This window comes from Lentilactobacillus parakefiri, assembly GCF_002157585.1.
Classification (GTDB): Bacteria; Bacillota; Bacilli; order Lactobacillales; family Lactobacillaceae; genus Lentilactobacillus; species Lentilactobacillus parakefiri.
Window position 1 is genome coordinate 25,033 of the sequence record NZ_BDGB01000103.1, and the last position, 17,677, is coordinate 42,709.

Below are 17,677 nucleotides of genomic sequence, written 5' to 3' on the forward strand. Positions count from 1 at the left end.
AATGCGACAAGTTACCGGGGGTGAACACATGAATCAAGCACCAAATCAGCACAAAAACAGCGGGGAACAGAGCGGTGTGAACATGATGGGGATGTTCAAATTCGTTTTCGGCACCGTTCTTAAACGGCCGTGGATTTTGATTGTCAACGTCGTCGTTTTGACAATTCTATCCTTGATGGATTTCTTACTGCCACAATTCAACCAATACATCATTGACCACGTTATTCCGAATAAAAGTACGGCACAACTGGCTGTGGTTGTTGGACTGCTATTGCTGACAGTCACAATTTCCGGCATTTTCACCTACGTTTCTACCTATTACATGGGGGTCATGAGTCAAGGGGCCATCACCAACTTGCGAAACCAGCTGTATCAATATTTGATCAGGTTAGATACGCATTTCTTTGAATCCAGTAAAACGGGTGATTTGATGGTGCGATTGACATCAGATATTAACAACTTGCAAAACCTGATTTCACCGAACATGCTGTCCCTGATTGGCAGTTTGTTCACGTTTGTCGGGGTGTTAGGGTTCATTTTCTTTGTTAACTGGGAAATGGCACTAGTCGTCAGTTTGACATTTCCACTGATTTTTCTTGTGGTCCGAATTTTCAGAACACGGATTCGAAATTCGTATCAAAAGGCCCGTCAGTCTCAAGCCTTGATGACCAATCAGCTGCAGAACACCTTGACCCAAATTCAGTTGATTAAGAGTTACACGACTGAGGATCTGGAATCCAGCCGGTTTGATAAATTGGCCAACATGAACAAAAACAACATTATTGAAGCCACTCGCAACCAGGCCATCTTTTCGCCGCTGGTGACCTTCATTGAGTATTTGGGAACGGCGATTGTCCTATTCTTAGGGACGTTGTTCGTATTCAAAAATCAGTTAACCATTGGGCAATTGGTTGCCTATCTCAGCTACGTGGGGATCTTGCAAAGCCCAATCAGCGCTTTTTCAAGATTGCTTAACCAATTCCAGCAGTCACTGGTTTCTTATGGGCGAATTGTCAGCATTATGGGCTTGAAACCGGCAATTGTTGACCAGAACGATGCCGTGGCATTTCCACAGATTAAGTCGGGCGTACAATTCGAGCACGTGACTTTCTCCTACGCATCTGATGAACCGCAATCCCCGCACAAGGCGGCGATTCAAGACGTCACCTTTGATATTCCATTTGGCAAACAGACTGCCTTGGTTGGCCACTCAGGTGCGGGCAAATCAACGATCACTGATTTGCTTGATCGTCTGTACGATGTCAACAGCGGTAACATTTTATTTGATGGTATCCCCATCAAGCATATTAAGCTCAAGTCTCTGCGACAAAACATCGCGATTGTGTCACAGGATATCTTCATCATCGACGGCACGATTGCCGATAATATCCGTTATGGCACACCAGGAGAAACGACTGATCAGCTTTGGGAGGTTGCCAAGCTGGCCGATATTGATACTTTCATTAAGGGGTTACCTGATCAAATGAAGACCCAAGTTGGTGAGCGGGGAATTCGCCTATCCGGTGGGCAAAAGCAACGGATTGCCATTGCCAGAGCGCTGCTGAAAGACGCCCAAATTGTTGTCCTAGATGAAGCCACCGCCTCGCTGGATAATGAGTCGGAAAAGACCATTCAGCACGCGTTGGAAAATTTGATGGAGCAGCGAACATCCTTAGTCATCGCCCACAGAAGTTGGCCTCTGGCCCGTCGGAGCGTATTTTAAAGGCCGAAGGGAGCACAGAAGAAGCTAACAAACGTGCTTTTGGTTCAACCTGGTAGAGGCGGTTCCTAAGCGGACTTTGTTTAAACTTTTGGGTTCGGCCCTGCTCTCTTTATCTAAATCATCTACTTGTTACTTCAAAAAAATATCAAAACAAAAGAAAACCCCGGCCCAGCACAAATGCTGAGTCGGGGTTTTCTCACTCCAATAACGAAAGCAATAGACGAGCTAGAGCTTTGGCGAACGGTCGAACCGTCCTTTCATGGTTTTAACAATATCTGAAAATGGTCGAATTGTCAATCAATCGATTTTTGGGATGATAAATGTTTTTTGCTTCTCAAAAAAAGAAAACCCCGCTTCAGTTCTGAGACTGACTCGGGTTTTTCGTGACTACGTAACAAAAGCAATAGACGAGCTAGAGCTTTAGCGAACGGTCGAACCGTCCTTTCCTTGTTAATAATATATAAAGTTTTGAACCTCTTGTCAAACATTTACTGACTGTTAATTAATCTGTAAAGCAGTTGATAAAAAGTAACCAGCACCGGCTCATGAATATAGTAATTTGCGTGTTTCTTAGCTCTGTGTAGTAATTTTTTTTCCTTCTTTTTTGGTCAATGCTTGTGCCCTTATACTTGAAAACCGTCTATGCAAGGAGTACAAGCTAACGAGGTCGTTTACTTTCATATCAGTTAATATAGAAGCATCAATTCCCATCCTAGTTGCATACATAACGACCATTGTGTTTCGATGCTTTACTTGTTCTTTAATAGTAAACAGATTAACCATGATGGCATTATTATGTGCTGATGCATTTCGAATGTGTTTTGCATACTTCAACAAGGTATGCGCAACCTTAACATCTTTATTCCTAGAACGTTCATAATAAAAGTCAACAAACCTTGAAAGCACCCCAAATGTTGCGACTTCAAGAAACATCCAAATTGAAGGGTGATTCCGGTGCTTTATATACATATCATGTAAATAGTCATTTCGTCTCAAGTACTTCATGGTTTGGTCATATCCTCGTTGATTAAACTTACTAAAGTCCTTCACGACTGAATAGCCGTCTTCACGTGGATCCTTGGTTATGAGATCAATTATCCGTGTTTTAATTCCATGTTCAATATCCAATGAGATTCTAAGCAAGTATCCTCGAAGCTGCATATCAATCGATGCCAAGTCGGTCAAATATGCAAAGTCAAGATGCTCATATTGGCCTCCAACCTTATGAAAATTCTTTCGGTAGGACGTTAATTTGAAATAATAATTTTTAGTTGCAAGCATCTGGATTGCTTCTTCTTCGGATACCAATTCGAACTTGATCCCCTTGTCCTTCATATGTTCAATCATCTGTGGATATGTGTACTTTGGTTTTATTGAATTCACCTCCTTACTTGTTAGGCGATCGAACCGGGTTCTCATGCTATTTACATACGATGGATTGCGCTTAAATATTTAGGCGTTTTGTTTTCGGACATTTTAGTTTACACTGATCATAAATACAGAAAACGGGTGACATTTAATGAAGACAATTTATGATTATCAAGAAACTGAAATGAGCGGTAAACCCATTAATTTGAGTGACTATCAGGGTAAGGTTGTTTTAATTGTAAATACTGCCAGTAAATGCGGCTTAGCTCCTCAATTGGAAGGCCTGGAAAAATTATACAAGAAGTATAAGGATGAGGGCCTGGTGGTTTTGGGGCTGCCTTCCAATCAATTTCACCAGGAATTGGGCACCGATCAAGAGGCGGATGATTATTGCCGCATTCATTATGGCGTCACTTTCCCGATGACCAAGCGAGTTGCTGTTAATGGGGATGACGAGGATCCGCTGTTCGCCCATCTTAAAGAAGAATCTGGTCACGGCAAAATTAAGTGGAACTACACCAAATTCTTAGTTGGTAAGGATGGAACCCTGATCCATCGATTCGCACCAATTACCAAGCCCGAATCCATGGAAGAGGCTATTTATACCGCCCTCAATCAGAAAAATGTTTTGTAAGAAGGTGGTAAGTTGAATACGACCTATTTCAAAGCCACTATCCGAGAAATCACTTACTCATGGGGCAAGTTCATTTCGATTGTCCTGATTATTTTATTGGGATCGCTGCTTTACGTTGGAATTCGAGCGACCGGACCTGATTTGGACAATTCTGCTGATCAATACTTTGCTCATCAAAATCTTGGTGATCTGACGCTGACGTCAACGTTGGGATTGAGCAATCGGGATCTCAGCTTGATTCATGCTGATGCCCAGGTGCAGACTGCCGAACCCAGCCATATGGTGACGGTGAAGAAATCGCCCAACCAAGTGGTCCAGGTCTATTCGTATGTTAAATCTGCAAAATTAAACCAACTCAAGCTGGTTTCTGGTCACTTGCCGCAAAAAGCTGATCAGATTGTACTGGATCAAAAAGCCAAAAGTTATCAGATTGGTGACCGCTACCGTTTGCCGGCAACTGCCGGTCTAAAAACCAAGACATTTAAGGTGGTGGGGTTCGTCAACTCACCGCTTTTTGTCAGCTCAACTGACCGCGGCACCACCAATGTTGGCTAGGTGTTGGCGAACTTCATTGCCCCATATTCTTCAGAAAAATTGGCTGGAGAAAGTGCGGTATTAGGCTTTTTTATGGCAGCTTGAGTTGGATTTGAAGCTGCCTGTGCCTGACTGGTGAGCTTAGCTGCCGGCTTTTTGGTCGTTTTCTTAGACTGATCGATGGCATAGAGGCCGACGACCGCAACGACTTGGTTAGAGAGTTTACCCGGGAGTCTATATTTCGTTGAGCTTTGGAGACTGCTGTTGGCGAGCCTGGCTTTAAATGCCTTATTCAGATTGCCGATGGTTCCAGTGAGCTTGATTGCCAAATTACCAGGGAAAGGATTGGCCTTAACATGATATTTTGCCATGTAGGTTTTGAAATCAGCCACGTAACTGTCAGGCTGACCAAATTTTGTCGCAAACTGAGTCGGGCTCAGATATTGGTGAAAATCTGCAGAGGATGGATTAACGGTTCCATACGCATACTGAGTCAGGGCATTTTCATCAGTGGACTTGAGTGAAACCGTGACCACCTGACGGGAATCGGCCAGTGGAATTGACTTCATCTTGGCTTTTTTGGCGTCTGCGGTTGTTCCAAGGGTTCCGCCAAGCGCTAAGACAAAGCTCAATGCTAATAAAACAAATGATTTCTTCTTCATTTTCATCACCCTTTTAAAATGAAACCGACGTCACGGTTAATCCTCGCTGGCAAACTTGGCGGCCAATTGATCAAAGTCAATGGTTCCCAGACCGGTTGCCTGGTTATACAGTTTGCCCGGTTGGCCGGTGTAGTAGAGATTGTTATTGTTATCGGCGTCGTCGAGGACGGTAAACGGGCTATCGGATTCTTGAGCAAATTTGTAAATTTGTGGATTCCAGAAACCAACCGGCGTCTGCCTGCCACTATTGATAACGGCGTTGGCAGCGGCCATCTGTGGGGAGGTGTAACTGGTTCCGCCGCTGACCATCCAAATCTTCATTGGTTTGCGGATAATCTTTTCGCCCTTGACGGAAACCCGATCGCCGGAGACGTAAGTTGCGTAACCAGTTTGTGGATCGGCGTTTCCAGAAACGTCAGGCAGGTTGCGGGAATTGCCAGTCCCAAAGATTAGGTGCGGGTGAGGATTGATCGTATGTTTTCCATTCTTAAAGTTCAAGAAGTTTTCGGCTCGGAAAGTGTTCACGCCGGAGACACCCTGCTGGTACCGTGGGGTTGGGTTAAGCGCCGAGAAGCCGCCACCGCTGCCAGGAAATTCGCCGTCCGATGCTTTGCCGGAGTGAGTATCGCCCCAGGCACGTTCTTTTGGCACCGTGATGAGTTTGCTATCAATAATTTTTTGGTAAGGAAGCGTGGTGCCGCCAACCATGACTTGATAAGGAGAAGTGGATGCCATGTGGTTTTCCTTAGCAGTCGACTTGATCCAGGGACCGTTGTCGCCACTTGCTCGAAAGACCGTGATGCCTTGAGCAGCCGCCTGCTCGAGCATTAAGTTAAACGCTTCATTATATTGATCATGGTGGCACTTTGGTCATTCCAGTAGGCCGCCATTTCAATCGATGAAGAAAAACTGCTGGTGAGCTGCTTGTCGACGTTATCGGCGATGGCCTGCATAAAGGCGCCGTACTGTGCCGATGTTGAGGTAGTTGTGTCGATTGACTCGCCGATGTACAAATCGATGTCCGCTTTTGGCGCGACCGCTGTGGCTGATTGAACATCCAGGGTGGACTCAATTTGGGTTGGCGTTAATCCGAGCTTAAGGACTTTTTCAACGTTAGCTTGGTCATCGGCGGTATATATTCGGTGAATTTGGTTCAAATTGGTATCGACGCCAACTTGGTTCCAATAGGTTGTCAGATCACTATCCTTAACATCACTGCCTGAAATAATCCCAATTCGCTGGCCCTGTCCTTGAAGCACCTTATTAAGAAGTGGCGTTAAATTATAGGAACTGGTGAACTTATCAGCGCCAAATTTTTCAGAAAAGGCGTTACTTGGCAGACTGGTGTCCGGTTTTTGGTCGCTATTCGGGACATCAGCGTCATAGCGGGTCATCAAAGCGGCCTTTTGATGAGCAGTCGCCTTTTTAGTTGCCTTGGACTTCTTATTCGCCGGCTTTTCGGTGTACAGTCCAATCACGGCGACCACTTTATCAGAGAGGTTGCCAGGCAAGGTATACTTGGTGACCGGTGTTTGGTTCTTGTGCGGCTGGGTAAACTTCGCTTTAAAGGCTTTTCGCAAGTTGGTCTTAGAGCCCTCAACCTTCATCGCCAAATTGCCGGGGTAAACGTAAGCTGAAACGTGGTACGGCTTCAAATACTCCTCAAAGCTTTGAACATAACTGGCGGACTGGCCGAATTTGGCCGCAAATTCGCTTGGCGTCAGGTAGTGGTGAAAGTCGCCGCTGGTGGGATCGACGGTGTTATAAACGTAGTTGGTTAAATCAGTCTCGTTTGTTGGCTTAAAAGCAACGTTGACGACGGTTTTCGGTGAAGCAGCCTTAGCGGTATCCACTTGAAGCACGGCGCCAACACTCCCAGCTAGCAACCCTGTGACCGTTGCCAGAATAATTTGATTTCCCCTCAATATAATCATCCTCATTTCTGTCGTAAGTTGCCTTTATTATAACAATCATTAGCCTATTTGATGTTAAAGTCGCTTGGGTGAAAATGATGGGCAGGATCGAGTATCAGTTATTTCCCAATCAAAATAGCCCGGTAAGAGGCCGAACGGACCGTGATTCATCTGTTGAGCGACACTATGGGAGTAAAAGTTTAACGTCTGATATCGCGCATCTAGATATTGGCATTGTTTTAGTACAACACCAATCTGCTTCAGGTGGGATAGTCGGCCGGTATGAGGACAATACGCACAATTATTACCAAATCAACATTATTCTCGTTTACATTAGTTAAGTGGAAAGCTAGAATTAGTTATGTATCTTATTAATTTTATATTGAATTTTCATTCATTTCTGAGGGGGAATCGTATGAATTTCGTTAAAAAGCTCATCTGTCTGAGTTTGCTTTGGACTATTGGCGCTTTCATCGCCCTGGGATCAGTGACTGCCCAGGCTAAATTTCACGTCTATCATCAGCGCTCGTCCGCACTTCACAAGGGTAGCCTACGCTTCTTGAATAACAAAAAAGTTCACTACGTTAAGGTACCCAAGAAGTACTACCACGTTTCCAATACCGATGCTGAACACGTCATTGCCTCCAAACGGGGGAAGACGGTCCGCTTCCACACGCGCTACGTCTTGCCGTTCCCTGGCAAAAATGGTCAACACTGGGGGAATCCCCAGTCGATTGCCATGACCGGCAGCCATTATATGTATATTGTTTATTGCCCGACCGACTTACATAATCGCGGACGAATTGTGCGGTTTAACATTCGAAAGCTGGATGCGATGGGCATTCGGCTGCATCCAACCGAGTTGCGGGATGCTTACCATAAACGGCATGGTAAGTATACAAAGACTCAAAAACAGATCCATTCCTATATCAAGGCAGGGCCCTTATTTACCACCGGTCATGGGCAATCGTTGGCCTACAACTGGCATGACCACGGCCTTTACATGTGGCGGGATAAAGAGCGGGCGCCCCGCGTCCCAGTGAATAATTGGGGCTATATTCAACATATCAAGACGTCAACCTTGCGTCCTGATCACGCCATTCGTTTTAGGTTAAGGAGCCATGGCCTGTCGGTACCCGGCGGCCACAATCTAACCTTTGACCGCTCGGAAAATGCCTACTTCTGGTCGTTTCCGGGCTGGGGTGCCTATGTTTTCAAGGGCAAAATCCACCACCGTTCCGTGCACTTTCGACTGACTCATCAAGTCTTGAAGCATTTGCCGGGAACTCGGATCCAGAGCATGGGGTATAACCCGGTTAGGAAACGATTGTTGATGCTGTCAGACGCGTCAATTGCCAGCTTCCCGGCTAAACGGCTGAAGGGCCATGGGCATCTAACCAACCGCAGCTTCGAGTGGACCCAATTTGGCCCGAAGCGTGAGTTTGAAGGGATTGCTTATGATGGCAGTTCTCGCGGTAATTTATTGGTTAATCACTGCCCAGAGGTGCTTCAGGCAGATATGGCATACTAAAGGACAGTGTGGTCAAACAAGCGGTTAGCTTCCAGAATATAAGGACGTTATCCCGATATCCTGGGCTTGGATATTGGGATAACGTCCTTATATGGCCGGAAGCTGCTTGTTTGACCACTATTCTGCTAAGTAACAGCTTATAACAAGTACGAGAGAGTCGCTTAATCTTGTTTTCATCATAAAAACATCCTAATTCAACTGGCATTCCCCCAAATTAGCAGTACACTTATGTTATACAACTAGTTGGAGGGGTTCATATGAAATTTGGTCGATTTACGGTAGGCTTTGCTGCAGCAATCTTGTTGGGGACGTCAGTTGTGGGGACGGTTGATGCCGCAACCTATGTTCAGAGAAGTAATGCACTGAGTCAGTATTCCGGTGCCAGTCTGAGATTATTAAATAATCCTCAGATCCAATTTGTAAAGGCCAGCAGCAATTACGGCTGGTCGCCTAATTCAAGTGGGCGGACAACCATTAAGAGTGTCCATGGAACACACTGGACGCTCAAAACTAAGTATCTGCTGCCTAATACGCATATGGCTTTGGGAAAGTCCAGTCGTGACGTGACCAATCCTCAAGCAGCAGCCTTTTCTGGCAAGTATCTATTTGTCCTTTATGCCCCTCACCAGTTTCACGGGAAGGGCTTTGTGGTCCGATACAACCGCGGAACGCTGGATCACATGAGCTTAACTAAGGCGCAGGACTCATTAACGAAGCAGACCTCAGGGATGAAAGTGGGACCAATGTTCAACGTGGGTCACGGTCAATCGCTTGCTTACAATAAGAAGCAGCATTCAATTTGGATGTGGCGGGATCGAGCCGATATGAAGCCAACTGCCTGGTCAACACTTCAGCGAATCAGCATGTCGTCACTGAAGCCAAATAAGGCAATCAAATTTCATATGACCAATCATGGTGCGATGGTGCCGGCTGGTCATGATCTTACTTTCGATAACGCTGGCAACGCTTATTGGTGGGGCATTTCATCCGGTCACTTTAAAATTTATAAGGGTCGCCTTGGCAGTCGTTCGATTCATGTTCGACTCGCCAAGCAGCAGCTGCGAAAACAGACCGGGACTCATCAGCAGGCCATGGGCTACAATCCGCACAATGGTCGATTGTATCTGGTATCAGATGATTCAATTCAAACCTTACCGGCACGGAAACTCAACGGCCGAGGCACCTTGCGACCAAGTGACATTAAGTACACTCGCTTTAATTCCCACCGCGAATTTGAGAGTATGATTTTCGACGGCAGCGGGCACGCGCTGTTGCTGTCGAATCGGAATCCGGAATTATTGCGGTCACTAAAGAGTTACTGAGCTTGCGTCAGCTGCTTATTTTGTGAATTAGCATTAACAAAACGCGGATCTTATATTCTTAAATATTAATATCCACAGATGTGCTAAGTATCACAATCTCCATTGTATAATAAGTATATTAGAATCTCTGATAGAAATATATAGACATCTAATTCGCTTTGTAAGAAACAAACATTCTATCGGAAATTAATTTTTAGGATAAATAACCAAGTGGCTACTTGAATGTAGCCACTTTTTGTATAATTAGGAGTCATTTGAATCATAATGACTTTTCTGATTTATTTCAGCGATCATTATTGAGTTATAAATTTCAGAAAGAAAGTATTAGTGAAAAAGTGAGCTTGTGGTATTGACGGCTCCAATTTCGTGTGGTAAACCTAATTATGGATGGTTTACCGATGTGTAATTGTCCGTAAGCGATCCAATTATATGTAGGGGGATTCATAATGGAAGAAAGAAAAATACATTTATGGTTTTACGGAGTTGCTTTGCTTGTTGGGGGATTGCTACTTTTTTCTCCGCAGTCGGCTGATGCCAGTACTCAACACAATGAAAGCGTTCGTATTAGCGGTGCTGAAGGAGTCACGAATAGCAGACAGGACGGTTCAACTTACAACAAGGCGGTGACTGCCAAAAGCTCTAAACCTAACTTATCACCACAAAAGCCTGCTTAGACCAATGAGAAAACCAAGGTTATGAGTCAAAAAGAGCTGAATAAGACGCTAAAACGTATTAAAGCTCCTAGTAAGAAGGATGTACAGGCAATTCTTCAAAAAAAGGTTGGAAAGAAAGGGACAAAGGGATTAAAAACCGTTTATGTTCTGACTAAAAAGAAAGGAAAGTCATCAAAGGATTCTAGCAAGGCGACAAATAAGAAGCCAGCAACTACGTCAAAGAAAGATACTACTTCAGTCGGAGAAAATAAAGGAAACGCTGATAATAAATCCAAAACTGATAACACTAGTGATCAAGTTGACAATGGCAATACATTAACTTCCAGCCAAAATTCAACCACCAGCCAGGGTAGTTCTTCAACATCAACGAATACTACAGGAAATGCTACGTCTACTAACTCTGACAATTCCCAACAATCAGCAGATTCGCTCAATCAACAACTCGATAAAGACACCCAATCGGCAAATACAAGGTTACAGCCATGGTATACGGGGACGGCTGCTGCATCCAATGTAGGACAACTCTTGTATTACCTAACGGGTTCTGTTTCAAATGTTGTTGGTCAGGGAACAGCAATCGTAAGTACTCTTGCCAATGTTATTACAGCTATTCGCAATCTATTATAATTCATAAATAAATCTGGGGAGATATGAAACTGTGTTAAAAAGAAAAATTGTGTTTTGGGGATTAGGACTTCTTTTCGTTACTTTGATGGGCATCGCTTTAAATTCTGCCTTTTTAACTTCCGCATATGCTTCGGATAATATAACAGCCAGCAATAGTGCTAATAGTGATAATGATTCTAATAATGGTGGTAATAATAACGGGAACGACAACTATCCTGGACCGTGGCCTGGAGGAAGAACCGATAATGGAGGAGGTACAGTTTCCACCAGCGGGACGGCTACTACGGTAAGCACTAACTCAGAAGGAACTACAGCTACGACTGTAAGTAATCCTCAACAAACAGTTATTGATAATAGTCGAATGGAACCACAAGTAAATGGCTCAGAAGATGCGTCAGGACAGTCTACCGTTAATAAGCCCGGAGAGTCACCTGACACCAATTCTTCTGAACAGGATACAAAAAGTTCAGTGTCCTCAACAAGCGCTTCAGAAAAGGGAAATAATAAGTCAGCGTCAATAACAACCGAGTCGGTCACCAATCAGACAGGTGCGAAACCACAAGTTGTAAAGACATCTGCAGTAGGCGGATACAATGTTAACAGAATAAGCAATGGAAAAGTGAAAGTACATGGAGTAATGATTGATACGGATAAAGGGCCAGTTAAGGTGAGCTATCACATTATTTTTACTCAGAAACATGGGAAAAGTAAAGCTATCACAATTAATTTGGGAAAGTTTACCGGAACCAAGAGCTTCTCAAAGACAGTTAAGCTTCCCATGAACGGAAAAGTGTAGCACTATAAAGGTTATATAACAGGTAGAACTTACACGAAAGGAGTCATTATTGTTCCAACGCCAATACAGCCAGGATCAATTAAATAACGATGTTTCAAAAGTTATCTAAGTATGTTTTCGAAAAACTTGAAGCTTACAATAAAAGAGTCCAAAAATATTTTGACCAGCACCCCAATCAGGAAAAGATATTTGATTGGCTGTTGAATAACAATCCTCTGAGTGGCGGTTATGATACGCTCACAGGTGTCGCGTTCTGCCTGGTTATGGTGGTTCTTATTTGGATAATTAAAAATGTCTTCTTCTAAAAAGATTCATATGGTAGTTCACAATTTGATCTGTTGTCAGTCATTGAATAATGACTGACAATAGATTTTTTAAGCTTAATTGTTGACACGATGTCACCAACGAGCTATACTCGATTTATAGATTAATGACACGGCGTCACCAGAGGAGGACACGATGGTATCAACAACCTTTAAAAATTTGAGTGCTGAAAAGCAGAGAACGATTCGCCAGGCATTGCTTAAGGAATTTTCGGAGCAGCCGCTGGCATCCGCACAGGTGGCACCGATCGTTAAGACGGCCGGAATTGCCCGCGGTGCTTTTTATAAGTATTTTGATGATTTAACAGATGCTTACAAGTATTTATACGGGGTGGCGATGCAGGATATTCACAGCGACATTGACAATGAACTCGGTGAAACCTTTGATCCCCAGTTTTACTTGAATCAAGTCACCAATTTTGTCAAAGGTGCCCAGAATAGTGAATACTTTGGCCTGATTAAAATGCATTTGATGAAAAATGAGTCGCTGGTCTCACAAGGTTCAGTGAATCCGGCGACCGTTAGTGGCAGGCAATGGGCGACCATGATCCTGAGCCATGAGGCAATCAAAGAGATCATCATTAATCCAGATTATCAACCAGCAGTTATGAACAGATTATCCGAAACATTGGACTTGTTAGCAGGGAAGGGGAAGTTTTAATGTATTTAGCACTGAAAGAAATTAAGCACGAGAAATTGAGGTACGGTTTGATTATTGCCATGGTGAGTCTGATTGCCTATCTGATTTTCATTTTAACCAGTTTAGCCTTTGGACTTGCAGGTGAAAATACTCAGGCAATCAATTCATGGGATGCCAAAAGTGTGGTATTGAATAAGGATTCCAACATTAATTTGGCGCAATCAACGATCACCAATGCTCAGGCAAAGGATGACCGCCTTACCAGCAAGGAGTCTTTGATTGGTTCAACCCCGGTTGTCGCCAAGGATAAAAGCAAAGAGAAGGTTTCAGCCAGCTTTATTGGGTTGAGGTCCAACCAATTTATCTATCAAGACTTGAAAATTTCATCCGGCCATAAAGCCAAGACTAATCACCAAGTGGTCGTTGATGAGAAGTTCAAGACCGAAGGCTACAAGCTCGGTGATAAGGTCACCATGAATTCATTTGACGACAAATATGAAATTGTTGGTTTTACCAAGAATGCCAAGTTAAACATTGCGCCAGTCATTTACGGGACGCTGCCGACTTGGAAATATCTGCGTGGCATGAACAACGTACCGGTTGCTGGAAGTGCGATTATTTCTCGAAATGCGTCCTATAACGAACATAATCAGCATTTAAAAACCTATTCAACAAATGAATTCATTCAAAAATTGCCGGGGTACTCTGCACAAAATACCACCTTTGGTTTTATGATCGGTTTCTTAATGATTATTTCACTGGTGATTATCGCAGTTTTCCTGTACATTTTGACCATGCAGGCACTGCCGACCTATGCGGTGCTTCGAGCACAGGGAATTCCAGCCAGGGCACTGGTTTCGACGATTACCAGTCAATCAGTCATCCTAATGGCGGCGGGAGTCATCATTGGCGGCCTGATTGCGGCGTTAACCGGCTGGCTTTTGCCGGTGGGCGTCCCAATGGCGTTTGATATTCCGGTTCTGACCTGGATATCAATTGGCCTGATGATTATGGGTGTGATTGGGGCTGCCATTCCGGCCCAGAAGATTGCGACCGTTGACCCTGTCAGTGTTATTGGAGGTTAGTTATGTCAGTTATTGAATTGAAAAACATTAATAAGTATTTTGGATCCGGCATTAGTAAGGTCCACGTGTTAAAGGACGTCAACTTTGCGGCGGATCGCGGACAGTTAATCCTCGTGGTCGGCCCCTCTGGATCAGGGAAAAGCACCTTTTTGACCATTGCCGGCGGCCTGCAGACGCCAACTTCCGGATCAGTGGAAGTTGAAGGCCAAGCAGTTGAGTCGCTGACCAAAGCGCAACGAGATAAGCTGCGGTTAAATCAAATCGGTTTTGTCCTACAATCATACAATCTGGTGCCGTATCTGAAAGTCAAAGAACAATTTGAGTTTGTGGATAAAATCAAGCGTGAGGGTAATTTAGACCAGAACGAATTGTCAGGTTTGCTTGATCAGCTGGGAATCTCGCAGCTAGTCAACCAGTACCCCGGTGAACTGTCGGGTGGACAAACTCAAAGGGTGGCGATCGCCAGAGCACTGTACGCTAACCCGGATATTGTGTTAGCTGATGAGCCGACGGCAGCCCTTGATAGTGAAAAGGTTGCCGAGGTCGGCCGACTGTTCAAGAATCTCGCGGGAACCAGGAATAAGGCGGTGGTTGTGGTGACCCATGATCTTCGGCTGTTGGATTTTGCGAATAAGACTTATGAGATTTTGGATGGGAAGATTAGTCTTAAGGATAAGGAACATGTATTGGATCATTAAATGTATGGGTGTTGCTAGGCGAACCGTCAATGACGAGGGTCAGTAAATAGGCACATAAAATTCAAAAGGGGTAATTTTGATTGACTTCTGATTGGGAGATGTGGCATAATATTGGTACAGTAAAGGCAGATAATCACCACTTCTCCTAAATACACGCAACGGGTCTGATTTTTAATAATAGTGGCGATTAGTGGTTTAGCCCAATGACTTTTTTGTTGGCATCCATTCGGCGCATATAGCACTGCCTGAACAGTAGAGTCAAATAATCACCAAAAAAAGGAACCTACATGGGTTCCTTTTTTTGGTGCAATTTATCGGTTATCGAAGCAATTAAGATTCTTTAGCGACGTTGGTCAAAGTAACCGTACTGAAACTCGTCAAACGATCGCCATTGCGAATGGCAACCCGCCACGTTTGAAGCCGCTGGCCGGCATGCAGTGGCGTGGCGGTTGCCACCAATTTGCCGTGGGCTACCGGCAATAAATGCTGCGTGGTGAGGTCGACGCCGACCGCGTAGTGGTTTGAATCCAGCTGCTTGTTGGCGCCAATTGAAGCCGCCGTTTCGGCCAGCACCGAGTTGATACCGCCGTGAAGCAAACCATATGGCTGTTTAACGGCATCAGTGACTTCTAGTGATATAATGACTTCAGCTTGGCTGACAGAGACGGTTTTAATGCCGAGTAACTTAATTAAATTAGACAAGGTTTCACACTCCATTTTTGAAAGGATCGAGATTATGACTTCAGTTAAATGGCAATCGGTAAAAGACTACCAGGAAATTATTTTTGAACGGGCTGATAAAATCGCAAAGATTACGATGAACCGGCCGGAAAAAATGAACGCTTTTACGCCATTGACCATCCAGGAGATGATTGACGCATTCAATATCTGTCGTGATGATAGCACAATCGGCGTGATTATTCTAACCGGCGCTGGCGACAAAGCCTTTTCTTCCGGCGGTGATCAGGGAGTTCGGGGAAATGGCGGCTATGTGGGTTCTGACCACATTGCCCGACTAAACGTGCTGGATCTTCAGCATCTAATTCGCATCATCCCCAAACCCGTGATTGCGATGGTCAAGGGCTGGTCGGTTGGCGGCGGCAATATTCTCCAACTTGTGTGTGATTTAACGATTGCGGCTGACAACGCCCAATTTGGCCAGACGGGGCCGAAAGTAGGCAGTTTTGATGCAGGTTATGGTTCCGGTTATTTAGCCCGGTTGATTGGTCATAAACGTGCCAAAGAAGTCTGGTTCTTAAACCATTTCTACAGTGCAAAAGAGGCTTATGACATGAACTGGATCAATAAAGTCGTGCCACTGGCAGAAGTTGAGTCGGCCACATTGGATTGGTGTAACGAAATTCTCCAGAAATCGCCAACCGCCCTTCGATTTATCAAGGCAGCCATGAACGCTGATACCGATGGTTTGGCCGGTCTTCAACAGTTGGGTGGGGATGCGACGATGCTCTTTTACACCACCGATGAAGGCAAAGAAGGTCGGGATGCCTTCAATCAAAAACGAAAACCAGATTTTGATCAATTCCCTAAATTCCCCTAAGAAGGTTAATGAAAGTGGATAATTGGATTTTAAAGCAGGCTGAAACTGCCCCTGATCGGCTCGCAGTTGATGACGGCAAGACCCAGCTGACGTTTTTGGAACTCAAGCAACAAGTCTCTCAACTGGCTGGACAATTGAAGGCCGCCTCCGTGTTGGATGGCGATCGAGTTGCCATTATGACCAAGAATTCTTTGCTGGGTTATCTGATGGCTCTGGCCGTCCTAGGGTCTGGTAAGACGATTGTCTGGATTAATTGGCGTTTATCTGATGATGAAATCAAGCGTCAATTATCCGATAGTGAACCGGCGGCCTGTTTGGTAGCTGACGAACTCTTTCGAGAAAGCTTCGATCAACAGTTTATTCCCTTCAGCACGATAACAAATCAAACGGCAGTTCAGGTCACATTAGTTCCCGAATTTCCCTCTCAAACGGTGGCCAGCATTATGTATACGTCTGGGACGACTGGCAGACCCAAAGGCGTGATGCAGACCTTTGGCAATCACCTGGCGTCAGCAACCGCTTCCACTTTTAACCTTGGCGTCATGCCGGGTGACGAGTGGCTTTGCGCCGTCCCGATTTTTCATATCAGCGGCTTTTCAATTATGATGCGTGGCTTGATATATGGCATGGCGAACCGCTTGGTTGACCACTTCGATGCTGAATTGATTGACCGCGTATTGAAACATGAGCCCATCTCGACGATTTCGGTTGTTCCATACATGTTAAAGCAATTATTAAAATATCGAACGGCTGATAACACCCCTTATCAGGCCAACTTTCGGTGCATGCTGCTGGGTGGTGGCCCCATTGATCGACCAACCCTTCAGCAATGTCGTCAACGCCAAATCCCGGTGGTTCAGTCATATGGGATGACGGAAACCTGTTCACAAATCAGTGCCTTGAACTCAGCGGATGCTGACAAGCGAATTGGTTCGGTTGGCAAGCCATTATTTTTGACCCAGTTGACGCTAAGCCAAGCTAATCAGGAAGTCCTGATCAAAACGCCGGCATTAACCCCCGGTTACTTGAACCGCCAGGCTGCTTTTCAACGTAAGCTAAATGACACCGGCTGGTATCGGACTGGCGATGTTGGTCATTTCGATGAAGACGGCTTCTTATATATTGATGGCAGACTCGACGATATGATTATTTCCGGTGGTGAAAACATCTTCCCAGATGAAGTCGAAGCCGCTTACGCCAATCGGCCAGACATTGACGAGATTGCCGTGGTCGGCCAAGATGATGCCAAATGGGGTCAAGTGCCGACTGCCTTTGTGGTCAGCGATGCGCCCTTAGATCAAGCAGACCTGACCGCTTATGGCAGACAGAAGTTAGCCCACTATAAGGTACCAACGAGATTTATCAAAATTGACAAACTTCCCACCAATGCCAGCGGTAAGGTGCAGCGATTCAAGCTCAAACAGTTGTTATAAAGTGAAACGTTAACAAGCCTGCAATCTCGAGTAAATCATTTTACTCAGGTTGCGGGCTTATTTTGACTTAAAAGTGGGCTAAAACGGTTTACACCGGGATAGTGGAACATGTTAACAAAGGTGAAACAAGCTCCATCGTTGTTCTGTCGGCGTCTA

Annotated in this window: 18 protein-coding genes; 13 read left to right on the plus strand and 5 right to left on the minus strand. The window is 44.8% G+C overall.

Annotation, left to right across the window (positions count from 1 at the left end):
* Positions 1 to 28 precede the first annotated feature (28 nt).
* The gene (locus LPKJCM_RS10335) at positions 29 to 1,723 is read left to right on the plus strand and encodes an ABC transporter ATP-binding protein (protein WP_225364180.1); all 1,695 of its coding nucleotides are present in this window, start codon (positions 29 to 31) and stop codon (positions 1,721 to 1,723) included.
* A gap of 570 nt (positions 1,724 to 2,293) precedes the next feature.
* On the opposite strand, the gene LPKJCM_RS10340 is transcribed toward LPKJCM_RS10335, so the two are convergent.
* Positions 2,294 to 3,106 (minus strand): Abi family protein, encoded by an 813-nt coding sequence (locus LPKJCM_RS10340; RefSeq protein ID WP_165758601.1) that lies wholly within the window; start codon positions 3,104 to 3,106, stop codon positions 2,294 to 2,296.
* Positions 3,107 to 3,242: 136 nt separating this feature from the next.
* Between LPKJCM_RS10340 and LPKJCM_RS10345 the strand changes: the two genes are divergently transcribed.
* The gene (locus LPKJCM_RS10345) at positions 3,243 to 3,725 is read left to right on the plus strand and encodes a glutathione peroxidase (protein WP_057961499.1); all 483 of its coding nucleotides are present in this window, start codon (positions 3,243 to 3,245) and stop codon (positions 3,723 to 3,725) included.
* 12 nt (positions 3,726 to 3,737) lie between these two features.
* Positions 3,738 to 4,280: a hypothetical protein gene (locus LPKJCM_RS10350; protein ID WP_057961500.1), complete on the plus strand. Its 543-nt coding sequence runs from the start codon at positions 3,738 to 3,740 to the stop codon at positions 4,278 to 4,280.
* Here the strand turns inward: LPKJCM_RS10350 and LPKJCM_RS10355 are convergent.
* From LPKJCM_RS10355 to LPKJCM_RS13955, 3 genes are read right to left on the minus strand one after another with little or no spacing between them, the layout of a single operon-like run.
* Positions 4,277 to 4,921 (minus strand): protease pro-enzyme activation domain-containing protein, encoded by a 645-nt coding sequence (locus LPKJCM_RS10355; RefSeq protein ID WP_057961501.1) that lies wholly within the window; start codon positions 4,919 to 4,921, stop codon positions 4,277 to 4,279. The two genes, LPKJCM_RS10350 and LPKJCM_RS10355, sit on opposite strands and share 4 nt — an antisense overlap.
* 36 nt (positions 4,922 to 4,957) lie before the next feature.
* A complete protein-coding gene (locus LPKJCM_RS13950) occupies positions 4,958 to 5,749 on the minus strand; it encodes a S8/S53 family peptidase (protein ID WP_338068359.1) in 792 nt (263 codons plus the stop codon).
* Positions 5,749 to 6,846 (minus strand): protease pro-enzyme activation domain-containing protein, encoded by a 1,098-nt coding sequence (locus LPKJCM_RS13955; RefSeq protein ID WP_338068358.1) that lies wholly within the window; start codon positions 6,844 to 6,846, stop codon positions 5,749 to 5,751. Before LPKJCM_RS13955 ends, LPKJCM_RS13950 begins: the two co-directional genes overlap by 1 nt.
* Before the next feature lie 403 nt (positions 6,847 to 7,249).
* Here LPKJCM_RS13955 and LPKJCM_RS10365 point away from each other — a divergent pair, with 403 nt between their 5' ends.
* From LPKJCM_RS10365 to LPKJCM_RS10405, 8 genes are all read left to right on the plus strand, one after another.
* Positions 7,250 to 8,365, plus strand: a complete 1,116-nt coding sequence (locus LPKJCM_RS10365; protein ID WP_094193571.1) for a hypothetical protein — start codon at positions 7,250 to 7,252, stop codon at positions 8,363 to 8,365.
* 257 nt (positions 8,366 to 8,622) lie between these two features.
* A complete protein-coding gene (locus tag LPKJCM_RS10370) occupies positions 8,623 to 9,687 on the plus strand; it encodes a hypothetical protein (RefSeq protein WP_057961502.1) in 1,065 nt (354 codons plus the stop codon).
* Positions 9,688 to 10,133: 446 nt separating this feature from the next.
* Positions 10,134 to 10,361, plus strand: a complete 228-nt coding sequence (locus tag LPKJCM_RS10375) for a hypothetical protein (RefSeq protein WP_057961503.1) — start codon at positions 10,134 to 10,136, stop codon at positions 10,359 to 10,361.
* Between the two features lie 21 nt (positions 10,362 to 10,382).
* Positions 10,383 to 10,988: a hypothetical protein gene (locus LPKJCM_RS10380; RefSeq protein WP_057961504.1), complete on the plus strand. Its 606-nt coding sequence runs from the start codon at positions 10,383 to 10,385 to the stop codon at positions 10,986 to 10,988.
* 31 nt (positions 10,989 to 11,019) lie between these two features.
* Positions 11,020 to 11,784, plus strand: coding sequence for a hypothetical protein (locus LPKJCM_RS10385; protein WP_057961505.1), 765 nt, complete (start codon positions 11,020 to 11,022; stop codon positions 11,782 to 11,784).
* Between the two features lie 459 nt (positions 11,785 to 12,243).
* Positions 12,244 to 12,768: a TetR/AcrR family transcriptional regulator gene (locus LPKJCM_RS10395; protein ID WP_057961507.1), complete on the plus strand. Its 525-nt coding sequence runs from the start codon at positions 12,244 to 12,246 to the stop codon at positions 12,766 to 12,768.
* Positions 12,768 to 13,832 carry an ABC transporter permease gene (locus LPKJCM_RS10400; RefSeq protein ID WP_057961508.1) on the plus strand — a complete coding sequence of 355 codons (1,065 nt, stop codon included), beginning with the start codon at positions 12,768 to 12,770 and terminating at the stop codon, positions 13,830 to 13,832. The genes LPKJCM_RS10395 and LPKJCM_RS10400 overlap by 1 nt, the downstream gene beginning before the upstream one ends.
* A gap of 2 nt (positions 13,833 to 13,834) precedes the next feature.
* Positions 13,835 to 14,530: an ABC transporter ATP-binding protein gene (locus LPKJCM_RS10405; protein WP_057961509.1), complete on the plus strand. Its 696-nt coding sequence runs from the start codon at positions 13,835 to 13,837 to the stop codon at positions 14,528 to 14,530.
* Positions 14,531 to 14,860: 330 nt separating this feature from the next.
* Here the strand turns inward: LPKJCM_RS10405 and LPKJCM_RS10410 are convergent, their stop codons facing one another.
* Positions 14,861 to 15,232 (minus strand): PaaI family thioesterase, encoded by a 372-nt coding sequence (locus LPKJCM_RS10410; RefSeq protein ID WP_057961510.1) that lies wholly within the window; start codon positions 15,230 to 15,232, stop codon positions 14,861 to 14,863.
* Between the two features lie 34 nt (positions 15,233 to 15,266).
* Between LPKJCM_RS10410 and menB the strand changes: the two genes are divergently transcribed.
* Complete coding sequence (gene menB / locus LPKJCM_RS10415; RefSeq protein WP_057961523.1) at positions 15,267 to 16,088, plus strand: 1,4-dihydroxy-2-naphthoyl-CoA synthase; 822 nt, start codon at positions 15,267 to 15,269, stop codon at positions 16,086 to 16,088.
* Between the two features lie 8 nt (positions 16,089 to 16,096).
* Positions 16,097 to 17,521: an o-succinylbenzoate--CoA ligase gene (locus tag LPKJCM_RS10420; RefSeq protein WP_057961511.1), complete on the plus strand. Its 1,425-nt coding sequence runs from the start codon at positions 16,097 to 16,099 to the stop codon at positions 17,519 to 17,521.
* The last annotated feature ends 156 nt before the right edge of the window (positions 17,522 to 17,677 follow it).